The sequence below is a fragment of the Nostoc sp. genome, from assembly GCF_036917415.1.
Lineage (GTDB): Bacteria > Cyanobacteriota > Cyanobacteriia > Cyanobacteriales > Nostocaceae > Nostoc.
Genome location: NZ_JBALDJ010000081.1, coordinates 25,064 through 47,390, shown reverse-complemented (window position 1 = coordinate 47,390; position 22,327 = coordinate 25,064). Strand labels below are relative to the sequence as shown.

Here is a 22,327-nt window from a genome sequence, read left to right as displayed (position 1 = left end):
AACTGCCGAGTAAAAAGGCTCAACTGCCGAGTAAAAAGGCTCAACTGCCGAGTAAAAAGGCTCAACTGCCGAGTAAAAAGGCTCAACTGCCGAGTTCAGAGGTGGAATGAATACAAAACTCACCTTGATAGCGCTAGGGGTTGGATGGGTATTTTCCAAGGTAGGTTGAATTATGCGATCGCAAATACATGAAACAAAAAATGCTCTGCCGATTGTGATTCTCAAAGGTGGTTTTGCAGGATTGTTTACAGCACTCCATCTCAGAGATTTACAGAGTTCCGTCCGATATAATTAGTAATTAGCTGTATATTCAATCCAAATATTGTGAGATTTCTTTTTCCTAGTGATTACTTCAATCCTAAGAAAGCGGATGCAGCATACTTGGAGCAAGTTGCTTGTATGCAAAATGCTGGGTTTGCAACTTCCGTTATTTCTTTGGAGTCGCTGGGATCTGGTTCATCAAGAGTTATTCCAGTCCCGACTTCTGATTCAAAAGTGGTCTACCGGGGTTGGATGCTCTCGCCCTCCGATTATGAGTTATTAGTTAGTGTTGTAGAGAGTACAGGAGCAAGTGTCTTAACTTCTAAGGCTGAGTATTTAGCTACACACTATCTGATAAACTGGTATCCTCTGATTACTGATTTAACTCCAGAGACTAAATTTTATTCCGTTGATGATGATTTAGAGAGTGAGTTGAATCAACTTGGCTGGAATGGATTTTTTATCAAAGATTATGTTAAATCTCTCAAAACCTCAGTTGGATCGATGATTGATAAAGCTTCGGAAATCGAAACAGTGGTTGCCGAAATGCAGAGGTTTCGGGGCAGTATTGAGGGAGGTATTTGTGTGCGGCGGATTGAAGATTTTGTGCCTGAAACCGAGAGGCGTTACTTTGTCGTATATGGTAAACCTTTTGCCGCTTTACTAGATGAGGAAATTCCAGAGATTGTTTCTGAGTGTGCCAAGCGCATTAGAAGTCAGTTTTTTTCAGTGGATGTAATAGAGCGTAGAGATGGTACTAAGCGGATCGTAGAAATTGGTGACGGGCAAGTATCAGATATTGTTGGATGGACGGCTGAACGTTTTACTCAACTGTGGGTAGTGTGATGATTAAACCTTTGCGATCCTACCCTGTAGGAAGGCGAAGCGCATCTGCATTAAAATTTTAACCCTCAATTCGCCACGAAATTTACGCAAAAAGCTTGGGTAGAGCGATCGCTCTATCCAGCCGACAATTATCCTTAACTCAAAATCCAATTTCAATGGTCAAGCTGCGAATCTTTCCTGTGTCTGCGTTAGCTTTATCTGCAACTTGAAGAGTCCAGGTTCCTTGGGGACTTTTACCTTTAAAGGCAGCAAGTTTTAGGGTGTTTACCTCGTCATAGGTTGTTTTAATATTATCTGTAGCTCCGCCCTGGCGATCGTGCAGAATTACGGGAAGTATACCTATTTGTACTGGGGGAAGAAGAGTAACGATAAGATCCCCAATATAAGTATGCTCGATATCTACATTAACTTTGATGGATTTTAAGAGGCTGGTATTAGCGATCGCCACCGACAATGTTGATGTTTGCAAGTCGTTAATTGGGATATCTTGCACTGCCTGGAAAATACTAATGGGCGATGTTTGAGCAGGCATGGCCAATTCTACAGCTTTCAGAGCATTGATTCGACCGTAACCGTAAAAGGGGCTGCGACCATTGGCATCATATTTACCTCCAGCTGAATCAATGCGATCGCAGGAGCGTTTAATAATGTCTCGCACTTCATCCCAACGCAGATTTGGGTTTCTAGCAAGAATTAAGGCGGCGACACCTGCTGCACCTGGACAGGAACTGGAAGTACCGCCAAATTCGTTCGTATAGTTGCCTAAAGCCTCACCCAGATTTCGATTACCCGAATTATAGCCAAGTACACCAGAGCGATCGGTTGTCCAAATTCCAGTGGTTTGAGAACTGTCACCATTGTTGCTAGGAAAGGCACACCAAACTGCCTGACCAAAATCACTGTAAGCGCTTCTCGTACCGTAGTCGTTACAAGCTGCCACTGCAATCACTTTTTGGTTGCTGGCATAGCCGTCATTATCGACGCTTTCGTTACCATTGCCAGCCGCGAATAAAATTACACAGCCCTTGCCGTTGCGTCCTTTATTGATTGCAAAATCTATAGCGAGTCGTGTAGAATCAGGCAAAGGTACTTTTTGCTTGTGTACGGGATCGTCTGGCTCAAACCAAGTACCGTCTGCTGGACCCCAACTGCAAGAAATAACATCAGCACCATTTTGAGCCGCCCAAATAAAAGCATCTGCTTCATCCTGCGACCCCAACGCCGAAGCTAAACGAATCGGCATGAGTTTTGCCCCCGGTGCCACACCAGATGCTCCAAAGTTACCGTTTGCACAGGCTACTCCTGCACAGGATGTACCGTGGTTATTATCGTTTCCCGGTCTGGGATTGTTCGTTTTACGTGTGACATCACGCGGAGCAACAATCTTACCAGAGGAACGGAACTCTTCATGATCGAGATCCACACCATCGTCGATAATTGCAATAATTGTCCCAGTGCCATTGCTCAACTTCCAAGCTGCTTCAACGTTGGCATGGGCGTTAATTGTCTTACCATTAATTGTTGTTTGCTTTAAGTGCCATTGCTGCGGGAAAACCTGACGTTGGCGTGACTCACGTGCTAGTTCAGGATGGCACAGTTCTACTGATTCCTCATGCAGAACTCTCTCGGCGATGTCAAAGACGGCTATACCAGTATTTGCAGGCGCACTGACAAAATAAGCATTTCGGGCGTATTCAAGTTGGCGTTTAATTGTTAAGTTGTAACGTCTTAAAACCTCTTGGCAGACACCTGACTCTTCTTCGCTTTCAAATTTAACAAAAAGGTTTTCAGTGTAAACTACAGGTTGTTGAGATACTGGATCGATTAGGACACGTCCGGCAAATTGGACTTCAGACTCATTGTTGAGAATTTCACGGGCGCGATCGCGCAAAGCAACACCCTGATTTGGAACTTTCGCTTGCAAAATTTCTACACCCGCTTGCCGAAACCTTGTTGTTAACTCAAATTGATTGAGAACACTACGAGCTATGGGTGATACAGTTGCGACTTCAAAGGATCTTGCACCAAGCAGAGTGCTGCGGCTTTCGGTACGCACTACAACGTGTTCGTTACTGATAGCAAATTCATACTGTTGGCCGTTCTGTCCACCATAGCGAACCTGAACCATTGTTTAATCTCCTAAATATTTTGAAAATTGAGAATTGGGCATGGGGCATTGGGCATTGGGCATAACAGTTCCCAGTCCTGAGTAAAGAAGTTAGGATTCCCCACTCAGCACTCATAAGGGGGATTGGGAAACCGTATTATGCCTTATTTTTAAAGCTTGCTGCACACATTGTAGGCTTACGTTAACTTTATGGATGCTTCTAATTTCATGTGTTATATGTGTATTACGCTACAGAATTTAATCTATCTAAGTTCATACAAACCTTCGATTAGTCTTTCCAGAAAAGAGGGATTCAAAATCAGGTTGTTTTAAGAATCTTCACTATCAGTAGGGGCGTATAACTGTGAATCACGATCAAAAGAATGTATTTGATGCCACTGAAAAACGCTATAACATCATTAGAACTTGAGAAATATGTTTTATTTTCCGGTTGAATATTTTCTACAGGTGTACTCTCTACCCCTGATTGGTGAAGTGAGATTTCAAAAAGACTACTTTTCTGAATATCCTGAACAAATTTATATTGGCGGCAATCGCACAACTGTATACTACACTCGTAAACCTGGGTACTATGCAGTACATTACAATCAACGCGACACTGTGGCAACAGGAGCAATTTTACGACTTAACGACGGTGCAATTGCAGTTTTTTCCGGCGAACCCAATCAATCAGAACAGGGTATATTGAGTCCGGTTTATACACTAGAATCCAATGGTTCTATAGCAGTACCAACTGGACTGGTTTTTATCCGCTTTGCTGAAGGCGTTGATGTGGAGTCGCAGCACGAGGTAATTAATCGAGCGGGTTACAAAGTTGCACAAAGCCTTTCTTATGCGCCTCATACCGCTTGGTTGCGTGCCCAATCAGGTAATATTGTTGATGCGATCGCTGGAATTTCTCAGTTAGAAGCGATCGCTAACGTTGAGAATGTCGAACCTCAAATGCTTATGGAAAGAGGTTTCAGATAAATTACAAATTATGTATGCATATTAAAGATATTCTTACTTCTCAGTTGACGGTAATATAAGTACCATGCTTCACTATTGCCTAAATCTTTTTTGATTGAATGACTAGATTTATCCACGATCAATTTGCAAAAGACTATTTGGAAGAATTACTAAAACTTTATGGAGAAGTGCAAGGTTCTAGCCGTGTGGCGGGAGAAGTTCGAGAAATCGATGTTTTGTTTTCTCCTTTAACGAAACAAAGCACGAATTTAGAAACACTAGGATTATTAGGAAGATTTGCAGCTACAGCAGCCATTTTTGAACCCTTCCGTAACCCTGCATCAAAAGAAGAAATTTGTGATTGTCTGTTAAAATTATTAGAAGTAAGGGGTGGATTACAACGTCAAGCAAATCGCAATAAAACTTCCATTTCAGAATTAGAACTTCCCAAATTATGGATACTCACTCCAACAGCATCTACAACACTGCTGTCAGGATTCGGTGCTACTCAAAAGGTAGATTGGCTACCTGGAGTACATTTTATCGCAGAGTATTTGCGGACTGCGATCGTTGCAATTCATCAGTTACCGCGTACCCAAGAAACTCTGTGGTTAAGAATTCTCGGTCGAGGAACAGTACAAAAACAAGCAATAGATGAATTAGAAGCACTATCATCAAATCATCCATTTCGCAGAGCAACGCTAGAATTACTTTATAACTTGCGACAAAACTTGCAAGTTAATCAAAATTCAGAAGAAGACGATCGGGAGTTAATTATGCGATTAAAACCACTTTATCAACAAGACCGGGAACAAGCTGTACAACAAGGGGAACAACGTTTAATTATACGTCAATTAAATCGCCGTTTGGGTGAGATTGATTCATCTACTATTGAGCGAGTTCAAGAATTATCTATTGAACAATTGGAGGCGTTAGGAGAGGCTTTGTTAGACTTCTCAGCTATTTCTGATTTAGAAGCTTGGTTAAATCAACAAATTGAATAAATCTAATCTGTAAATCAATAAACAAATCTTATGTGATCCTGCGCTTTATTCGTGTAGGGGCAAGTCATGAATTGCCCCTACAATTGAAATGAGAATACTAACCAAAACTTTGAACAACGTACATATCATTTCCTGTATCGCCTACTAAAAGCAAGCTACTGTCATCACTTTCTAAAGTTTGACTTCCAGCAATACCTTTTTGCAGAACTTTAATTATTCTTTGGGGAGTGAAAGATTCCAATTCCACAAACTTTCCAGATTCTAACCATGTTACTTCTTCAGCAGATAAACTTTGACGTATTTCTTCAGGTAATTGTTTAGCTGCTTGCGCCGACTCTGGAGAGGATTGAATGAACATTCCGCGCTTAGTAGCGATAATTTGACGTGGCGTTAGTCCAATATCAAGAATCATAATCTCGCTATTGAGAAACCAATTAGCATTGGTTCTCAAATTATAAACTAAACCAATTCCTTGTGGATTGCAATCATGTATTGCATAGACTTTCAAATCGGGATTGCGCCGCAGCATTTGCATTGTGGTGTCAAAAATGCTTTGGGGATATCCAGTAATGCTAAGAATTGCACAGTTATTTTCAAAGTGAAAATTATTAGCGATTAATAGTTGAGCAATACTAGCACTCTCACAAACGACTAATCTATCAAAACTGTAAGCAGTCACATCAGGATTAACTGTGGCTGGTGTATTCTCCTGCTTTGGTGAAGGAAGAATTTTGAGAATTGAACCATTAATTTGCTGCCAGCGGTCTAGCCAATCTTTAACCTGAGATTGTGAAATTAAAAAGTCTTGTGTTAATAATTGAATTCGCCTTAACTGTCGAGTTCCTAAATATATAGGTAGCATTCCCATAACAACAAAAATCAAAAACAATCTGAATGAATTTAAGGGAAGACTGAGTAGAATTCCAATAAAAATGATTATTCCTCCTATAATTTGCAAATTCCTTGCATTCTGTTTACGACTTACAATATTGAGTTTAGCTGATTTGCTACTTTCATGAAAAAAAATAATAAATGCTAGATTTACTATAAGCGGTAGAAAAATCGTTATTGATGTAACCAAGTTAATAAAAATAAAAAGAACTAGCCACCTAAATCTTGAAATTGACTTTGAGTTTTTTGCTAGACGATTATCTAGAAAATAAAGCAGTTGCTTGGGTGTGAAAAATAAGGTGTTATTTGCAGAAATGTCAGCGATCGCTTTTGCAAAAAAAGGATCGGTAATCTGAACATTACTCATACTAGTCGGTTCAAAGGCAAAGAGATGATTGCATTTTATACACCGACCTTGATTAGCTGTCCGGTCTTTTAGTTTATTATCAGTTCCGCAGTTAATACACTTCATAATGGTTGTTCAATGTTAGTGATTAATTATTAATCAATACGGTTCAGATCAAGCTTGATCCCCCCTAACCCCCCTTTTTAAGGGGGGAACTATCTAGCACCTGATTTGTTAGTAAAACACTATAGTCTTCCCGCCGACGAATCAGGCGGTGTGTGCCATTTTCTAGCAAGACTTCCGCAGGTTTAGGGCGGTGTAAAAAGTGAGACGACATGGCATAACCATAAGCACCGACATCTAGAATGGCAACGATATCACCAATTTCTAAAACTGGGAGTTGGCAATTTTTCCCCAGATAATCTCGTGAATATGTTGTATTACCACAAATATCAGTTGTGAATCGATTGTCTGCTTGCTTCCAGGTGATAATTTCTCGGTAGCCACCGTGTACTGAGGGTACTGAAAGATTGGCAACGGTGGTATCAACTCCGACAATCTGTTTTTCTCCTTGCCATTTTACAGAAACAACTTGAGCAAGCAAAGTTGCACATCCAGCGATCGCACTTCGCCCCGGTTCAATCACCAAATCAATTTCCCGTCCTAAACGAGTAATTCTCTCGGTTAACTCAGCCCCAAATATTTCCCAGTCAAAGGCTGTTTTATTATGGTGATAAGGATAGCCAAAGCCACCACCAAAATCTAAATATTCCCAATCAGGTAACTTTTGTGCAATAGCGATTACCGTATCGATCGCTTGGGTAAAAGCTGCTGTGGCGTTAGTTCCCGTTCCTCGATAGAAGTGTAAACCACTCAGCTTTAATCCCACCTCACTAGTTAAAGCGATCGCATCACCAAATTCCTCTGGACGTACACCAATGCGGCTATCTCCGGTAATTTCTGGCAAATTGAGACGTAAACCTAGCCGAATCGATTTCTCTTTATGTTTGGGCAAAACTTCGCAGCACAATTGCAACTGAGCGAGGCTATCGAAATTGAGAGTTGTAACTCCCCAATTTATAACTTGTAGCATCTCAGCGCAATTCAAATTACTGCCGCTATAAACAATCTCACTAGGATCGAAACCAGCTTGCAATCCTAAATAAATATCTCCTGGCGTATTGGCGTGAAGTCCCCATCCAAAGGAGCGAAAAATTTTTAACAGCGCAATGTTGCCATTGGTAACACTGGCAAAGCAAAATTGCGTGCGGGGATAACTGACTGCTTTGCTAATCCGCTCAATAGTTTCGCGCAAGCGATCGCCATTATAAACATAAAGCGGAGAACCGTAAGTACTCAGTAACTTTTGGGCAAATTCCCTGGAGAATGGGGGAGATGAGGAAATTAATTGTTCACTCCTAACTCCTAACTCCTCACTTTTATCTAACCTTGCCATCGCTTATAATTTCTCCATAGCCAACGATGTAACCAAAAGGGATGATCCCAAGACTGTTTACTTATTTCTTCATTTAAAACGTGCGATCGCCAAAGTTGCCACATAATTAATAACCAGAGTGTTTCACCAATTCGACGGCCTTGAATAGCTGCTCCCAGTTTGCCTTCAACGATTTGTGCCGCAATGTGAGGATAAAAGTGATTGTTGGCGCGAAGTATTTCTGGATTGAGCCAAATGCCGAGTTGATGCCAAAAATCATTTAAACACCAAGAAGTTAAAGGAACCCCCATACCACGTTTTTGTCGCCAGACAATTTCGGGTGGAAGCCAATTTTCTACAGCCTGTTTGAGGATATATTTTTCACAAGCACCCTGCAAACAGAGTTCTCCAGATAGGCAAAATGTCCACTCAGCTAGAGGTAAATCACAAAAAGGCGATCGCACCCATAATTTATGAGCAAACCCCAATGCAGTTGCACGGGGATGGATATTCTGCGCTCCTTTGAGCATCAAATTAGCACGGCGGAGGCGATGCAGCAAAGATGGACATTCATTGCGATCGAGAGCTGTTAACAGCCAATCTTCAGGATGCAAATTTTGGATCTGTGCATAAACCTCTGGCTGATAAACTTGAGATTCGTATCCCCCAAGACGGTGAAAGGTGCGGAGATATTGCTGGATAAAAGTTTCCTGTCCGGCGGGATTTTCTGCTTGATAAACACCTGCGGCTATTAAAGGTTTGTTCGTCCAACCAGCAAATAATTGATCTCCACCTTCGCCGTTAAAAATTACCTGAGTTTCCTGACTCGCTCTCTCAGATAGGAGATACAACGGCACACACACGCCATCTCCAAAAGGCAAATCCAATGCTTGCACAGTCGGAATTAAGGCATTCTTAATCGAACTTGGGGTTACTGCAACTTTAACAAGCGGAATTTTGAGAGACTGGGCGACTTGTTCAGCATAGAGATATTCTGGAATCCCTGCGTCACCAAAATCTAAAGTGTAGGCGCGGACTTTCACCCCTGCTTGTACCAGCAGCGCCGCCACTACTGAAGAATCGAGTCCGCCAGAGAGAAACACCCCAATAGGCTCATCTTTTAAATCGGCAATCTGACGCTCAATGGAGTCTTTCAGGAGAGTTTGCAATTGGTAAATTGCTGTAGCTTCATCTGTTAACTGTTCTGGCGCTTCCCGCCACGAGTGGATGTTTTTAAATTCAGGCGATCGCAGCTTACCTAATTGACGATCGCTCTGGCAAACTAACTCAGTTCCCGCCGTCACTGCAAACACTCCATTAATAGGAGTTAAGGGCGTGGGAACGTAAGAAAAACAGCTATAACCATATAACCCAGGAATGCTAACTTCTGACTGTTGCAAAATCGGCAAGAGTAATCGCAGTTGGGATGCAAACCAGATTATTTGTCCTTGCACAGTCCAATACAAAGGCATCTTTCCGAAAGGTTCTCTTCCCAAAATTAGGCAGTTGTTTTCCTGGATTACCCAAGCATCGGGTGAACTAAATAATCCTGATGCAAAGATGGCAGCAATTTGATTTTGTTGCGACGGGGAATTGCCATCAAGTCCTATATAAACAACATTCCAGATGGGAAGAGGAGAATTTTCCTGTGCAGAAAACTTCAAAGCCTTTCCCCTTCTATCCACAACACTAGTTAACAGCGTTTCCAAATCCTGTTGAACGCCGTAACCCCAATAGCCAAGAAAGTGATGCGGGATACCCATCTGGACTATTTAACTTCAAAGGTTGCATCGCTAATCTGCCGATTTTCCAGGAACATCTGTACTTTCCAATTACCGACAGTTGCAGCTGGGTTAATAGTGTAACGACATTGGGTATCCCAGACAGAGGTATTAATCTCACGGGTTTGATAGTTGTTTTGCTTGACAATTTGACCGCTTGGGTCAATCCAATTACAGGAAAGAGCCAACTTTTTATCCAAGGGTGCATCCTTTAAGGTGACACGATACAACACTTCTGGATTGGTTTGGCGGGAAATTGTCTTTAAGTCGCCCCCATTATCTTGTGTCAAAGTGATGCGGTCTTGTTGAGCATAAACACGGGAAAGTGTAGAACTTTGCTGCTGCATAAAAAATATTGTAAATACAATGACAACCACTATAACTGCCACCACTCCAGAGACAATCCATCGATTCCGGCGTTGTTGTACCTCTAGTGCTTGGCGGCGATTTAATTGAATCAGCGCTTCATCTAGTAACTCTGGCGGTAAATTCAACTCCTGTAAAATTTCTCTGACTTGCTGTTGGTCTAGTTCCGCTTCCCAACGCAATTGCAGACTTTCTACTTCTGTAACTATTTGTGATAATTGCTCTTGAGTCAGTCGCTGCGTCATAGCTTAACTCCTGTTAAAAAAACTTTATAGCGATCGCTAAATCTCATTTTTGTAGGTACATCATAAGCTACAAAATAAAGTTGTTGCTTTTCGGATTTTTTAAGAGATACTTTTGTAAACACAGACGCGATGAATCGCGTCTCTACGTCTCACTCTTGTACAGACGCGATTCATCGCCTCTCTCCCAACTCAGCACTGATTATGACTCAAGAACAACAAACTACAATTGCAGGTATCGATGAAGTCTGCATCGGCATTCCAGAGCCAATTTCTGCAATTCAGTATTGGGAGCAATTTGGCTATCGCATTGGTGAAGTGGGTGAATTAACCGCAGATGTCGCCCATCAATTATATGGGGTGAATTCATCTTTACGCTCAATCCGCCTCTATCACCAAAATGCAGATCATGGTTTGATTCGGCTGATGGTTTGGCAAAATCCCACAAATGAAGGTTTGGGAATAGCGTCAATGAAAATTAAGGGAAATCGTTGGGCGACAAGCTTAACTACGGATATCTTGAGTATCTTAAATCATATAGAGGATGCAAAGGCAGCAGGTTTCCCTATTAGATACTCTTACCCTTATTGGGAAGTCATCTACAACAAAGACAGAAAAAGCCGTCCTTTTATTGAGCCAGCAGTTGGTGTGCGAGAAATGCTGCTACTGCAACCCTTAGCTCGACAGGTTTTGTTTCAACGGTTTGGCTATACACTACCGCATTACGGACAAGTTAACCATAATGCGCCTCTCAAGACTAGTCAGTTTACTCATATAGGGATTATCGTTCAAGATGACAGCAAAGAAACCCTGAAGTTTTATGAAGAAGTTTTGGGTTTGCTGCGTGTACGTGATGATGTTGAAACTAGCTATGAATCTTCGCCAGCAGGTCGAGATATTTTTGACCTAAATCCTGGTGAAAAGTTTATTGTCACTACCTTTGACGATCCCCGTTCTTCTAAGTCTGACCTGATGGCTACGCGCAGTGGTAGACTTTATATCGTTCGATTTCCAGAATCTATTAATTTGGAATCACACTTTGAAGCAGCCCAACCAGGTAGCTTGGGTATGTCTTTATATACCTATCGGGTTAAAGGAATACAGGAGTATTGCGATCGCATCAAGGCAAGTACTGCACAAAAAGTTACAGATATTATTAGTAATGAATTTAGCGAGACGAGTTTCTCTTTTATTGCACCAGATGGCTATTTCTGGACTTTGCTAGAAGGTAATTAACTGATAAGGGGACAGGGGGACGAGGAGAAAACTATGCCCAATGCCCTATTCCCCATTTTCATTAGTTTAAACTTCTTTATTTCCATCAACCGCTAGCTGCTTTTTGCTGTGTTTCAATTGTTTCCAAAGTTTTTTAATTTGCTCGTAAGCTTCTTCCTGAGAGAGTTTTCCCCCTGTTTCTAGACATGTGATGTAACTAATTTTTTGAGAAAATTCTTGTAGGTTGGCATTAAATACTAAGTTTTCTGGCTGGAATTTCCCATAATACCGACTACGTGGGTAAAGAAAGCTGTTTTTGTCTTGCGAGTTAGGTTGTGTCATAAGTTTGCTCTCTGTAATTCCTAGAACACCAATTCAGTAATCCTCGAAGAACCTCTCCCCCTACCCCTCTCCTTGGAGGAGAGGGGAGTTTAGCTCCCCCTTCCTTTCTAGGGAAGGGGGCTGGGGGGTTAGGTTTTTGATTACTGAATCGATGCTCTAGTTAAATTTATAAACTATAATTTTTCTCTTTGTGTATATACACAATCCCAAATTCAAATTCCTGAAAAACTAATATTTTGGTTAAACCTTGGGATAAGGCAGGAGGGAAGGGTAATATCATGTTTGGTAAAAGACTTCGCAGGGGGCAGGGAGCAGGGGGCAGGGGGCAGGGGGCAGGGATTAGGGGCAGGGGGCAGGGATTAGGGGCAGGGAGCAGGGGGCAGGGAGCAGGGGGAAAGAGGGTTTTAAGATTTTTGGATAGATGCCTGGAATAATAACTAATCAAGCGGACATGATATAATTCATTGCGGAAAACACTGAAATAAGTAAGTCAAAGCTGATTTTGAGTAAGTCAAAGTTCATTTTGCTTGCGGAAAACACCAAAATGAGTAAGTCAAAGCTGCTTTTGCTTGCGGAAAACACCAAAATGAGTAAGTCAAAGCTGCTTTTGAGTAAGTCAAAGTTCATTTTGCTTGCGGAAAACACCAAAATGAGTAAGTCAAAGCTGCTTTTGAGTAAGTCAAAGCTGCTTTTGCTTATTAAACTCGACTTTATCAAATGGACAATACCTCGCTTCTGTGCAAGACGCTTTGCGTAGCTTGCTTCTCCATAGGAGTATGCGTCTACATGAATTGCCCCTACTAAGGTTGATAGCGAAGGCTAAAGTAAAAACCATCATCTTGAGCGTTATTGCCACGATCGCTCAGATCGATAAATGGAAATCCATAATCTAGCCGCAAAAAGAGATTATCAATTCCCATTGCCTGATTCCATAATAATCCTAAGCCTGCGCCCACTAAAAAAGTTTGATTGGGTAGCGGATTGGGATTATCAGACTGATTCCAGACGGCTCCCATGTCTACAAATGGCGCCAGTTGAATTGTCGATAATCCAGATTCATTACGCTGCACTGTAAACCGATCTTCGATCGCTACCCGAAATCCATTATCCCCAGAACGGATATTTTGGCGATATCCCCTTACAGATTGTCCACCGCCAATCACAAATTGTTGGGAAGGTAAAAGGCTATCTGGTGTAAGCTGCAAGTCTGCTTGGATCAGCAATAGATGATTGTTGCTCAGTTGCTGCACGCGCTGGACTTGACCAAGCCAACTGAAAAAGCGACCATCGGGTATGGGGTCATTATTGATAGTTGCATCTAATATATCAACGCCAAAATTAAATTGCGATCGCAAAAACCAAGCTCCTTGAGATTCCCGCCTGATATAATCTTGACCAAATTTAATTACACTGGTGCGGCTAACGCCATTGACATCAGGCCCAATGCCAAAGGGGGTTGCGAGGTTATCAAACAGGAAGGTTTGACCATCTTCATAGGTAAATCCTAAAGATAGAGCAAATTCTTCTTTGGGCGATCGCATCAATGGTTGACGATAATTGATTTCATAAAGATCCTGGTTTGCCTTAATACCAAAGGCATCAAAGGGTGGCTCAGTGATTTCGTTGCGATAAAATGCAGCTCGAATCTGCACTTTGCCGTTCATGGCGTTTACGGGAACTTGGTAGGCAAAATCAAACACATCGGAACCACCAGAAAGTGTATGGTAATAGGAGCCTGCTAACTCATCTCCCATACCGGTTAAATTGCGATCGCGCAATTCAATACCCAATCTTTCCGCCCCAATACTGGGAGGCGAATAATTATCTACACCCAAGCTACCAGTTAAAGGGTTTGCCTCTTCAACTCTGACAACGAGAGTACTTTGACCAACCTTACCAGTTGGACGCAAACGCGCTTCCACATTTGTAAATAGGGGGTCGAGTCGCAATAGTTTTAGTTGTTCTTCGAGCTTACCAGTATTGAGAGGAATACCAGCACCTAGTTGGATGCGACTACGAATATAAGATGGGTTTAATCGTCGCGTCCCTTCGATATTAATCTCTGTCAAACGTCCTTCAAATACCCGAATCACCACAACACCATCTGCGGTACTAGATTGTTGAGTATCTGGAATCGCTCTGGAATTTATATAGCCTTTATTTAGGTAAAGCTGGGTAACAGCATCTGCGGCTTGTCTAATTTCTTCTAAAGTTAAGTCCCGCTCTTCAAACGGTTTCACTACTGGATTAAAATCATTTTCATTAAAAACTGTGCTACCTACAACCTGGATTTTACGAACCCGAATGCGTTGTGGTGTTTCTGGTGGTGGGTTAGTTGCTGGAGTAGGTTCTGTTTCTTGTACTATTTGTAACTCTGACTGGCTGCTTTTTGGAACCGAGTCCGGTGTAAAAATATTTGCTGTAGCTCTAAGTCCATTTGCAGTTACTATCCAGATCGCAGGCAGAATTAGCAAGCCGCACCGAAAACTGAAACTGTGCTTACTGCATTTAGTAATTGCCAAATGCCAAGTGTCTAACTGATGAGAGAAATAGACGCTTCTTTGCTGAGTCGTTGCTCTCAGCTGAACACTAGTTTCTGTTTTTTTTCTCATTTATCCTCAGTAAAGTGTCTTATTTAACGACTGGGCTGATTTTGATTTTTGACTATGCTATTGCTATAAGCTAATACGCCTATATATTGCACAAACTCTGTATAGACCGTCATTAGTCATTAGTCATTTGTATTTCTAAGGACAAAGGACAAAGGACAAATGACAAAGGACAACCCTCTCCTGAAGGAGACGCTGCGCGAACACTAGTTAATGTGCAATTTTCTTTGCGTAACAGCTTATGAATATTTCAATATCATATTTTTGACATTCAGATTTCAGAAGATTTGTAACTAAAACTATAATTAACAGCGATTTCTTCTAAGTGATAGTCCCTAGCATTATATTGTGGTAACAGGTAGAAAACTTGGGAATACTTCGATGTCACCACCGATTTCCATTGTCATCGTCAATTACAACCGGGCGTCTTACCTTGAAGAAGCGATCGCTAGCGTCTTAGCGCAGACATGGCAAGATTTTGAGCTACTAATTTGGGATGATGGCTCTACAGATAGATCGGTGGCGATCGCAAACAACTATGCTCAACAAGATGGACGAGTGCGGGTAGTCCAAGCACACCATCAAGGAGTTACTGCGGCTTGTAAAAGAGCGATCGCTCAAACTAGTGGCGCTTACATTGGTATCGTAGACAGTGATGATATCCTAGCCCCTACCGCCCTCGCCCAAACCGCTACAGTTCTCAACCGCCACCCAGAAACAGGATTTGTTTACACCGACTACTTAAATATCGATCGAGACGGCAAAGTAATTGGCTACGGTCATCGTTGTGACATTCCTTATTCTCAAGCAGGTTTGTTGCTAAACTTCATGACTTTTCACTTCCGCCTCATGCGCCGTTCTGTTTACGACCAAGTGGGAGGTGTCAACGCATCCTTTGCTGGTAGTGCTTATGATTACGACTTGTGTTTACGACTTTCAGAAGTAACTCAGGTGCGCCAAGTTAAACAGCCCCTCTACTTATATCGAAATCATTCTCAAAGCATCTCTGTTACTAGAAAAAAAGAACAAATACTCTGGTCGCAGAAGGCGATCGCTCAAGCACTTTGGCGACGCAGATTAGCAGACAAGTTACAAATCGATGTAGAATTGCCCACAGGTCGCTTCATATTGCGTCACAAAAAACCTCTACTACACAATATCGCCGCTTCAGTCCTAGTTATTGCCTCGCTGGTAAGTCCCAAATTAGCCCAAGCACAACAAATAGTTCCTGCTAACGATGGTACAGGTACAATTGTGACTCCCAACGGCAATCGACTTGATATCAATGGCGGCACAACTTCTAAAGATGGTGCAAACCTCTTTCACAGCTTTCAACAATTTGGGATTTCACCAGAACAAATTGCTAACTTTCAAGCTAATCCGGCGCTGCAAAATATCCTTGGTCGAGTTACAGGCGGGAATGCCTCGGTTATCAATGGCTTAATTCAGGTGACAGGTGGCAATGCTAACCTTTTCTTGATGAATCCAGCCGGATTTATTTTTGGAACAAACGCCAGTTTAAATGTGCCTGGTGCTTTTACGGTGACAACAGCTAACGGCATTGGCTTTGGTAGCAGTTGGTTCAACGCCATCGGTGTGAATGACTACAATGCTTTAGTGGGAAACCCCAACGGATTTGCCTTTAGTACAAATCAGCCAGGAGCGATCGCAAATACTGGAAATTTGGTAGTAGGTACTGGGCAAAATTTGAATTTATTAGGCGGTACTGTAATCAACACCGGGCAACTTTCGGCACCTGGAGGGCAGATTACCGTTACATCAGTACCAGGACAAAATTGGGTACGTCTCAGTCAGCCAGGAAATCTGCTGAGTCTAGAAATTCAGCCCCTCGCCTCTAGTAGCAACCAACCCAATAACTGGACAATTCCCATCGCCTCAATACCCGAACTACTCACAGTTGGTAACACAGGGTTAACAGCCAATCCTGATGGAACTGTAAAATTGACAGGCTCTAATGTCACAATTCCCACAACTCCAGGTACAACGATTGTTTCTGGGACAGTGAATGCAGCGAGTCAAACAGGCGGTACGGTAACTGCTTTGGGTAAAAAAGTCGCGGTGATTGATGCCAATATTAACGCCTCTGGAAACAATGGCGGCGGTACTGTGCTAATTGGTGGAGATTATCAAGGTAAGGGGACTTTACCCAATGCAGATCGGACTTACGTAGACTCAAAATCCGTCATTAATGCCGATAGCAATTTGAATGGAAATGGCGGACGGGTAATTGTTTGGGGTAACGACACAACCAAGTTTTTTGGTAACATTTCGGCTCGTGGAGGAGCAAATGCTGGCAATGGTGGTTTTGTAGAAGTATCAGGCAAAAATTTCTTGACCTTCAACGGTTTGGTAGATACTTTAGCCCCTAATGGCAACTTTGGCACTTTATTGCTAGACCCCAGCACATTGACCATTATCGATGTCCCAGATGGGGTGCTTTACGATGGCCTACCAGGAACGCCAGGTGATTATGATAATCAGATAACAACGCTGTCACCTGGCAATATTCTGTTTGACGTTCTAGATAGTGGGGCTAACACTGTTTCTTGGGGTGCGATCGCAGCATCGGGTGCAAATATCAACTTACAAGCTACGGGAAATATTACCATCAATGATATCACCGGAGCTACACCCGGAGTAACTACTGATGGTGTCGCTTCATTAAACTTGGGCGGTGGTAGCTTCAGCCTGACCTCACAAACTGGTTCTGTAAACTTTGTTGACCCTACCAACACAATCCAGACAAACGGAGGAGCAATCAGCATTTCGGGAGCCAGCTTATCGTTGGGAAATTTAGATACGACTACTAATTTTTCTGGTTATAGTGGCAATGTCAATTTATCTGCGAGCGGCAGCATCACTGCGGGGGACATTATTGCCAGTGGTCCGGGCTACGCTGGCGGTAATATTACAGTCCAAAGTACTAGTGGTGGAATTACTTTAAATAACCTCGACACTAGTCATAACCAAGGATTTTTCTTTACTAATCCGGCTGGAACAGTGACTTTAAGTGCCGCAGGCAACATACTCACAGGTACGATTAATTCTTCTTCCAATGATGCTTATATCTCAGGTTCAGGTGGCAATGTGGTAGCAACAACAACAGGTGGCAGCATTACCACAGGAGCAATTAACTCGTCTGTAGTCAAGCAAGGAGGTGGCGATTTTACTGGCACGGCTGGTGCCGTCACCTTAACTGCCAGAGATAATATCACTGTAAATGGAGCCATTAATGCGTCAGCAACTGTTATTGGAGTGGATAATACTGCAAGTGCTACAGGTGGCAACGTTACTTTACAGACTACCAAGCCCTTTGACAGCACAATTCGCTTTACCAGCATTGATACAGAGTCTTTAGCGGATAATTTTGGCGATCTAAACACTGGTCAAAATGGCAATGTGCAATTTCTGCAAGTTCAAGGTGGCAATGTGCAAGTTCTGACCAACGGACTGATTCAAGGAATAGAAACGGTTAGCACGATCGCAACTGGTGGATATATTCCTGGTGAAGTAGGTTTTATCGCTCGACCTCTTGCGGGAGGTACTGTCAGAATTCAACATGATGGTGGCCCAAACAATGTGCCATTTATCGTAGGTGATGCAAGTGTCAATGGCACAGCAGGGGCAATTAATACAGGCGACAATTCAATCATTCCTTCAAATAGCTTTCCAGTTTTACCTACTACCGGAGATGCTAGCGGCACTCCAGGAGCTATCACCATTACTTCTGTCAACACCCCGCCGACATTAACGGCAAATTCATCGCTACCCAATACTCAGACAAATCAGCCAGTGGCCCTGCCTTTCGGCAGTTTGGCTGCCGTGGTCACGGATGCTAATAATGACATTACCTCCATACGCATTGATGCGGTAAATACAGGAAATCTGACTGTCAATGGCGCTCCCGTGATTCCTGGTGTTACTACCTTATCTAGCGGCGATACTTTGGTGTACACACCTCCGGCAGATACCAATGGGTCATTAAATGCCTTCGCCATCAGTGCAAGCGATGGTGTGTCCTCTTCTGCACGAACACAAATAGGAATCAACGTCAATAGCAATAATGGCAATAATGGCAATAATGGCAATAATGGAAATAATGGCAATAATGTGCCTGATTTTCCCCCCTGTACATTCCAGTGCAACACAGGTACACCACCTAATCCTAACCTTAACCCCTCTAGCTTTAGACCCGATCTCCCTGTTATTAATGCCAATTCTACTGCCGAAGGTGGTTTCACAAATGAAATTGCCGACTATTTAGGCATCCCCACTCCTAAAATCAAAACATTGGATGATGCCAAAGAGATCGCTGGCAATATTGAGAAAGCTACTGGCGTTAAACCTGCATTTATCTACACCAATTTTGTTCCTGTAGAAATTCAACCACCGCCAAATTCAGGCAAAGCGACATTTACTAAACAGTTGAATACCGAAGCAGAGCAAGTTAATGACCAACTAGAATTGGTGGTAGTAACCGCAAAGGGCGACCCCATCCGCAAGCGCATCCCAGAAGCGACCAGAGCTAAAGTTCTCCAAGTAGTTCAAGAATTTCGCGATCAAATCGTTAGTCCCCAAAACCGTCGCCGCACTGGTTATTTGCGTTCATCTCAACAACTTTATCGCTGGATTATTGCACCAGTGGAAGCAGATTTACAGGCGCAAAAGATTAGCAATCTAGTCTTTCTACAAGACGTTGGGTTACGTTCAACCCCAATGGCAGCACTTCACGACGGTAAGCAGTTTCTGGTAGAAAAATACAGTATTGACTTGATGCCCAGTCTCAGCTTGACTAACACCGTGTATACAGACATTAGAAAATCTCAAATTTTAGCGCTGGGGGTTTCTCAAAGTACTCAAGGGCAAGATCCTTTACCAGGAGTTCCCGTTGAATTATCAACACTAGTGTCCAAACTCTGGGGGGGCAAATTATTGTTAGACAAGCAAGCCACCTTAGACAATCTCAAAAGTATTCGTCGCCAACAACCTTTCGGGATTATTCACATGGCAACCCATGCTGATTTTGTTACTGGCGCCTTGAGCAACTCCTATATTCAGCTGTGGGAGGACAAGTTACGCTTGAACCAATTACGACAGTTAAAGTTGAATCAACCCCAAGTCGAGATGATGGTGCTAAGTGCTTGTAGAACAGCTTTAGGGGATGAAGAGTCTGAGCTTGGATTTGCGGGTTTAGCAGTGCTGGCAGGTGTGAAAACTAGTGTTGCTAGTCTTTGGTCGGTTAATGATGCTGGCACAGCAGCGTTGATGACACAATTTTATAACAACTTAAAGACAGCTCCGATTAAGGCAGAAGCTCTCAGACAGGCTCAGGTAGCTATGGTCAAAGGCCAAATTTATGTAAAGGATGGACAAGTGCAAGGTTTAGGAGTAGTTGGGAATTTGCCTTTACCTGCTGACAGTGCTGATGAATCACTTATGCATCCTTATTATTGGGCTGGATTTACAATGGTTGGCAATCCTTGGTAAAGGTAAGGAATAGGGAGTCATATCATGTTGGGTAAAAGACTTATCATTAAGAGCGCAGGGGGCAGGGGGCAGGGGGCAGGGGGCAGGGGGCAGGGAGCAGGGAGCAGGGAGCAGGGGGAAAGAGGGTTTTAAGATTTTTGCATAGATGCCCGGAATAATAACTAATCAAGCGGACATGATATCAGAGAGCTAGGGGGAGAAAAAGATTTTTATTGTTGCTATTAACCTAATGTAAATTAGACGTAGAATTAGTTTTACCACTAGTAACTTCAATCGAGCGACATACTTCTAACGGATACTACGGATGAAAGATGTGTCTTCTTGTAGATGAACGCTACAATCTATCAGAAAATAAAAGAAATAGTTAAATCCAGAGTGGCTTCATGAGGGCTAATTTAACACCTACAGAGACATTTGACTTTGTTACCGTGCTATCCCAAGCGGCGGTTACGTATCGACAACCACAACGCATACGCCCTAGTGCTGAAATATTAGTAAAGGCGTTGCTACAAGCAGAAAAAACTGCCAAGCAGCAACGGTTGACTTATCCGTTTGAGTTTCTTCTCGGTAAATGGCAACTTTGCTTTGTCACTGGCACTAAGAAAAACAAAGGTAGCGGGGGAATTGTATTAGGCAACGGTTTCTATGTACCCAAGTTTATAGCAGTCCATGTTTCCTTTAATGCCACTTTGGAACAGGATTCAGACAGAGGCGAAATTACTAATCAGGTTGAGTTTAACCCAGTTTCACTGAAGCTCACGGGCCCAGTGCAATATTTCGGTAAGAAAAATTTATTGGCTTTTGATTTTAACCAAATGATTATCAGTTTGTTTGGTCGTGTTATTTACAACAGAGCAATCCGTGCTGGTAAAGTTCAAACAGAAGATTTCTACAACCAACCTATAGCTAAACTACCCTTCTTTGGCTTCTTTTTAGTGACAGAAGATTTTATTGCAGCTCGCGGTCGTGGGGGAGGATTGGCATTTTGGATTCGAGAAACTTAAAGACGCTTGCAACAAATCAGGCAGTCTTGCTGGAGGCAAAAGGAAAGAGGATTTGACTTACAGCAGTTTGCAACAAGCGTGAGGTACAAAACCGAGGACTCAAAAATTAAATTATTCTTCTCCCTCCAGCATAGCTGCCTCCTGCCTCCTGCCTCAAAACTAGTGACTTTGTACTTCATCCAAACGAAAACTGCTGTATTTGTTTGATTTGTAGAAAGTGGTGCAACCTTTTTTACAAATCAAATAAATACTTCACATCATCTGCGCTTGATTACTTAGGGAGTGATAGAGTTCGCCTGATTTGGTCTTTTATCTTGCTTTCTCAAAAAAATATATGCTAATATTGATAATCGTGTGGTTAAGGACGTATAGCTCAGTTGGTTAGAGCGCTACGTTGACATCGTAGAGGTCACTGGTTCGAATCCAGTTACGTCCATTTGTTGTACTGTATCTTCACAAATTGAATGTCGCTGTTCGCAGATTAATGTCGCTATTTCACAAATTAGTGTCGTTACTTCTTCTAGATAACCGTTCACAAATTAATGTCGCAACATTTGAGTCTAGTCAACTATTCACTCTGGCGAGACAGAATCATCCCAGAGTGAATAGTTGACTATAGACTCAATTTTAACTTAAGCTAAAAAGCTTCCAGCCAACTTTCTCGATGTAACGACGAAGACACCTAGATTTTTGATAGCTACAAAAGCATCGGGTTGCTGATAGTTTTACTTAGGGAACAGAGTCTGCTATTTGCTGCCTCAGGCTCATCTAATACCAGTTGCTCTGTCTCCAAACCTTGAGAGTGAGTTTCTCTACTTGCTCTCTGCGGTGTTAATCATAAATCTTTAACCGGACACTATATAGCAATATAGCAGTCCTAAATGAGTCGTGAAAATATAGATAAGGAAACGAACCGCCAACGCGTAGCGTCTCGTTAGAGAAGGACGCAAAGAGAAGAAAGAAAAAAGAGATATATAATTTTCACAAATGATTTAGGACTGCTACGTGACAGATTAATAGTGCTGACCTATCGAAACCAAGTTGAGTTAGTCCGCAAATACACGTATGCAACTAGATTAAAATTAGATTATGATATAACCGAAATATTACTGTGATTTTTGAAGGTTTTTATATATGTAAATGGTTGATTTCAGAGGATATACGGTAACAATAACCAAAGCGATCGCGGTACTTTAATTTTAATAAATCTTATATTAGTCAGATTAAAAAACTCAGAGAAGATGACGAACACAGAATATAGAAGCTCAAGCTACTACTCGATTCTAGCCTAAAACTAGTACGGTAAAACTCTGACGAATGCCAAACGTAGTTCTCCTTTAGAATGTGAGAGCTACTCTCTAGGCATTTGCGCGTCTACAGAGGTCTGAGGTTAAAAACCTC

14 protein-coding genes and 1 tRNA gene are annotated in these 22,327 nt (G+C 42.3%); 8 read left to right on the top strand and 7 right to left on the bottom strand.

All coding sequences use genetic code 11. The features are described 5' to 3' along the window. Nucleotides 1-172 precede the first annotated feature (172 nt). A complete protein-coding gene (locus V7K41_RS17485; protein ID WP_334850105.1) occupies nt 173-295 on the top strand; it encodes a hypothetical protein in 123 nt (40 codons plus the stop codon). Between the two features lie 29 nt (nt 296-324). Continuing rightward, nucleotides 325-1,107 (top strand): ATP-grasp domain-containing protein, encoded by a 783-nt coding sequence (locus tag V7K41_RS17480; RefSeq protein WP_334850103.1) that lies wholly within the window; start codon nt 325-327, stop codon nt 1,105-1,107. 139 nt (nt 1,108-1,246) lie between these two features. Here the strand turns inward: V7K41_RS17480 and V7K41_RS17475 are convergent, their stop codons facing one another. Next, nucleotides 1,247-3,235, bottom strand: a complete 1,989-nt coding sequence (locus V7K41_RS17475; protein ID WP_334850102.1) for a S8 family serine peptidase — start codon at nt 3,233-3,235, stop codon at nt 1,247-1,249. A 414-nt stretch (nt 3,236-3,649) separates the two neighbouring features. On the opposite strand from V7K41_RS17475, the gene V7K41_RS17470 reads away from it, so the two are divergent. Beyond that, entirely contained in the window at nt 3,650-4,204 is a 555-nt protein-coding gene (locus V7K41_RS17470) for a hypothetical protein (protein ID WP_334850100.1), read from the top strand. Nucleotides 4,205-4,302: 98 nt separating this feature from the next. Continuing rightward, nucleotides 4,303-5,187 carry a DUF4351 domain-containing protein gene (locus tag V7K41_RS17465; RefSeq protein ID WP_334850098.1) on the top strand — a complete coding sequence of 295 codons (885 nt, stop codon included), beginning with the start codon at nt 4,303-4,305 and terminating at the stop codon, nt 5,185-5,187. A gap of 97 nt (nt 5,188-5,284) precedes the next feature. Here V7K41_RS17465 and V7K41_RS17460 read toward each other — a convergent pair whose 3' ends face one another. The 4 genes from V7K41_RS17460 to V7K41_RS17445 all read right to left on the bottom strand — a co-directional run bounded on the left by V7K41_RS17460 (nt 5,285) and on the right by V7K41_RS17445 (nt 10,251). Beyond that, nucleotides 5,285-6,070 carry a hypothetical protein gene (locus tag V7K41_RS17460; protein ID WP_334850096.1) on the bottom strand — a complete coding sequence of 262 codons (786 nt, stop codon included), beginning with the start codon at nt 6,068-6,070 and terminating at the stop codon, nt 5,285-5,287. 544 nt (nt 6,071-6,614) lie between these two features. After that, nucleotides 6,615-7,880: a diaminopimelate decarboxylase family protein gene (locus tag V7K41_RS17455; protein WP_334850094.1), complete on the bottom strand. Its 1,266-nt coding sequence runs from the start codon at nt 7,878-7,880 to the stop codon at nt 6,615-6,617. Further along, the gene (locus V7K41_RS17450) at nt 7,868-9,622 is read right to left on the bottom strand and encodes an asparagine synthetase B family protein (RefSeq protein WP_334850092.1); all 1,755 of its coding nucleotides are present in this window, start codon (nt 9,620-9,622) and stop codon (nt 7,868-7,870) included. The genes V7K41_RS17455 and V7K41_RS17450 overlap by 13 nt, the downstream gene beginning before the upstream one ends. Before the next feature lie 5 nt (nt 9,623-9,627). Next, on the bottom strand, nt 9,628-10,251 hold the full coding sequence (locus tag V7K41_RS17445) for a DUF3859 domain-containing protein (protein WP_334850091.1): 624 nt from the start codon (nt 10,249-10,251) through the stop codon (nt 9,628-9,630). A 201-nt stretch (nt 10,252-10,452) separates the two neighbouring features. Here V7K41_RS17445 and V7K41_RS17440 point away from each other — a divergent pair, with 201 nt between their 5' ends. After that, nucleotides 10,453-11,484: a VOC family protein gene (locus tag V7K41_RS17440; RefSeq protein WP_334850107.1), complete on the top strand. Its 1,032-nt coding sequence runs from the start codon at nt 10,453-10,455 to the stop codon at nt 11,482-11,484. A 66-nt stretch (nt 11,485-11,550) separates the two neighbouring features. On the opposite strand, the gene V7K41_RS17435 is transcribed toward V7K41_RS17440, so the two are convergent. Continuing rightward, nucleotides 11,551-11,805, bottom strand: coding sequence for a DUF7219 family protein (locus V7K41_RS17435; RefSeq protein WP_334850089.1), 255 nt, complete (start codon nt 11,803-11,805; stop codon nt 11,551-11,553). A gap of 800 nt (nt 11,806-12,605) precedes the next feature. Next, the gene (locus V7K41_RS17430) at nt 12,606-14,417 is read right to left on the bottom strand and encodes a ShlB/FhaC/HecB family hemolysin secretion/activation protein (protein ID WP_334850088.1); all 1,812 of its coding nucleotides are present in this window, start codon (nt 14,415-14,417) and stop codon (nt 12,606-12,608) included. Between the two features lie 378 nt (nt 14,418-14,795). Between V7K41_RS17430 and V7K41_RS17425 the strand changes: the two genes are divergently transcribed. The 3 genes from V7K41_RS17425 (at nt 14,796) to V7K41_RS17415 (ending at nt 21,362) form a co-directional block, all read left to right on the top strand. Beyond that, complete coding sequence (locus V7K41_RS17425) at nt 14,796-19,922, top strand: CHAT domain-containing protein (protein ID WP_334850086.1); 5,127 nt, start codon at nt 14,796-14,798, stop codon at nt 19,920-19,922. A gap of 383 nt (nt 19,923-20,305) precedes the next feature. Then, nucleotides 20,306-20,926 carry a hypothetical protein gene (locus V7K41_RS17420; protein WP_334850085.1) on the top strand — a complete coding sequence of 207 codons (621 nt, stop codon included), beginning with the start codon at nt 20,306-20,308 and terminating at the stop codon, nt 20,924-20,926. A gap of 362 nt (nt 20,927-21,288) precedes the next feature. Further along, nucleotides 21,289-21,362, top strand: a tRNA-Val gene (locus tag V7K41_RS17415). The last annotated feature ends 965 nt before the right edge of the window (nt 21,363-22,327 follow it).

Bases quoted from the DNA above. Each gene is read 5' to 3' on its own strand.
- V7K41_RS17440 (WP_334850107.1), top strand. From the start codon at position 10,453: ATGACTCAAGAACAACAAACTACAATTGCAGGTATCGATGAAGTCTGC.
- V7K41_RS17420 (WP_334850085.1), top strand. From the start codon at position 20,306: ATGAGGGCTAATTTAACACCTACAGAGACATTTGACTTTGTTACCGTG.
- V7K41_RS17430 (WP_334850088.1), bottom strand. From the start codon at position 14,417: ATGAGAAAAAAAACAGAAACTAGTGTTCAGCTGAGAGCAACGACTCAG.
- V7K41_RS17455 (WP_334850094.1), bottom strand. From the start codon at position 7,880: ATGGCAAGGTTAGATAAAAGTGAGGAGTTAGGAGTTAGGAGTGAACAA.
- V7K41_RS17465 (WP_334850098.1), top strand. From the start codon at position 4,303: ATGACTAGATTTATCCACGATCAATTTGCAAAAGACTATTTGGAAGAA.
- V7K41_RS17435 (WP_334850089.1), bottom strand. From the start codon at position 11,805: ATGACACAACCTAACTCGCAAGACAAAAACAGCTTTCTTTACCCACGT.
- V7K41_RS17425 (WP_334850086.1), top strand. From the start codon at position 14,796: ATGTCACCACCGATTTCCATTGTCATCGTCAATTACAACCGGGCGTCT.
- V7K41_RS17470 (WP_334850100.1), top strand. From the start codon at position 3,650: ATGTTTTATTTTCCGGTTGAATATTTTCTACAGGTGTACTCTCTACCC.
- V7K41_RS17445 (WP_334850091.1), bottom strand. From the start codon at position 10,251: ATGACGCAGCGACTGACTCAAGAGCAATTATCACAAATAGTTACAGAA.
- V7K41_RS17485 (WP_334850105.1), top strand. From the start codon at position 173: ATGCGATCGCAAATACATGAAACAAAAAATGCTCTGCCGATTGTGATT.
- V7K41_RS17450 (WP_334850092.1), bottom strand. From the start codon at position 9,622: ATGGGTATCCCGCATCACTTTCTTGGCTATTGGGGTTACGGCGTTCAA.
- V7K41_RS17475 (WP_334850102.1), bottom strand. From the start codon at position 3,235: ATGGTTCAGGTTCGCTATGGTGGACAGAACGGCCAACAGTATGAATTT.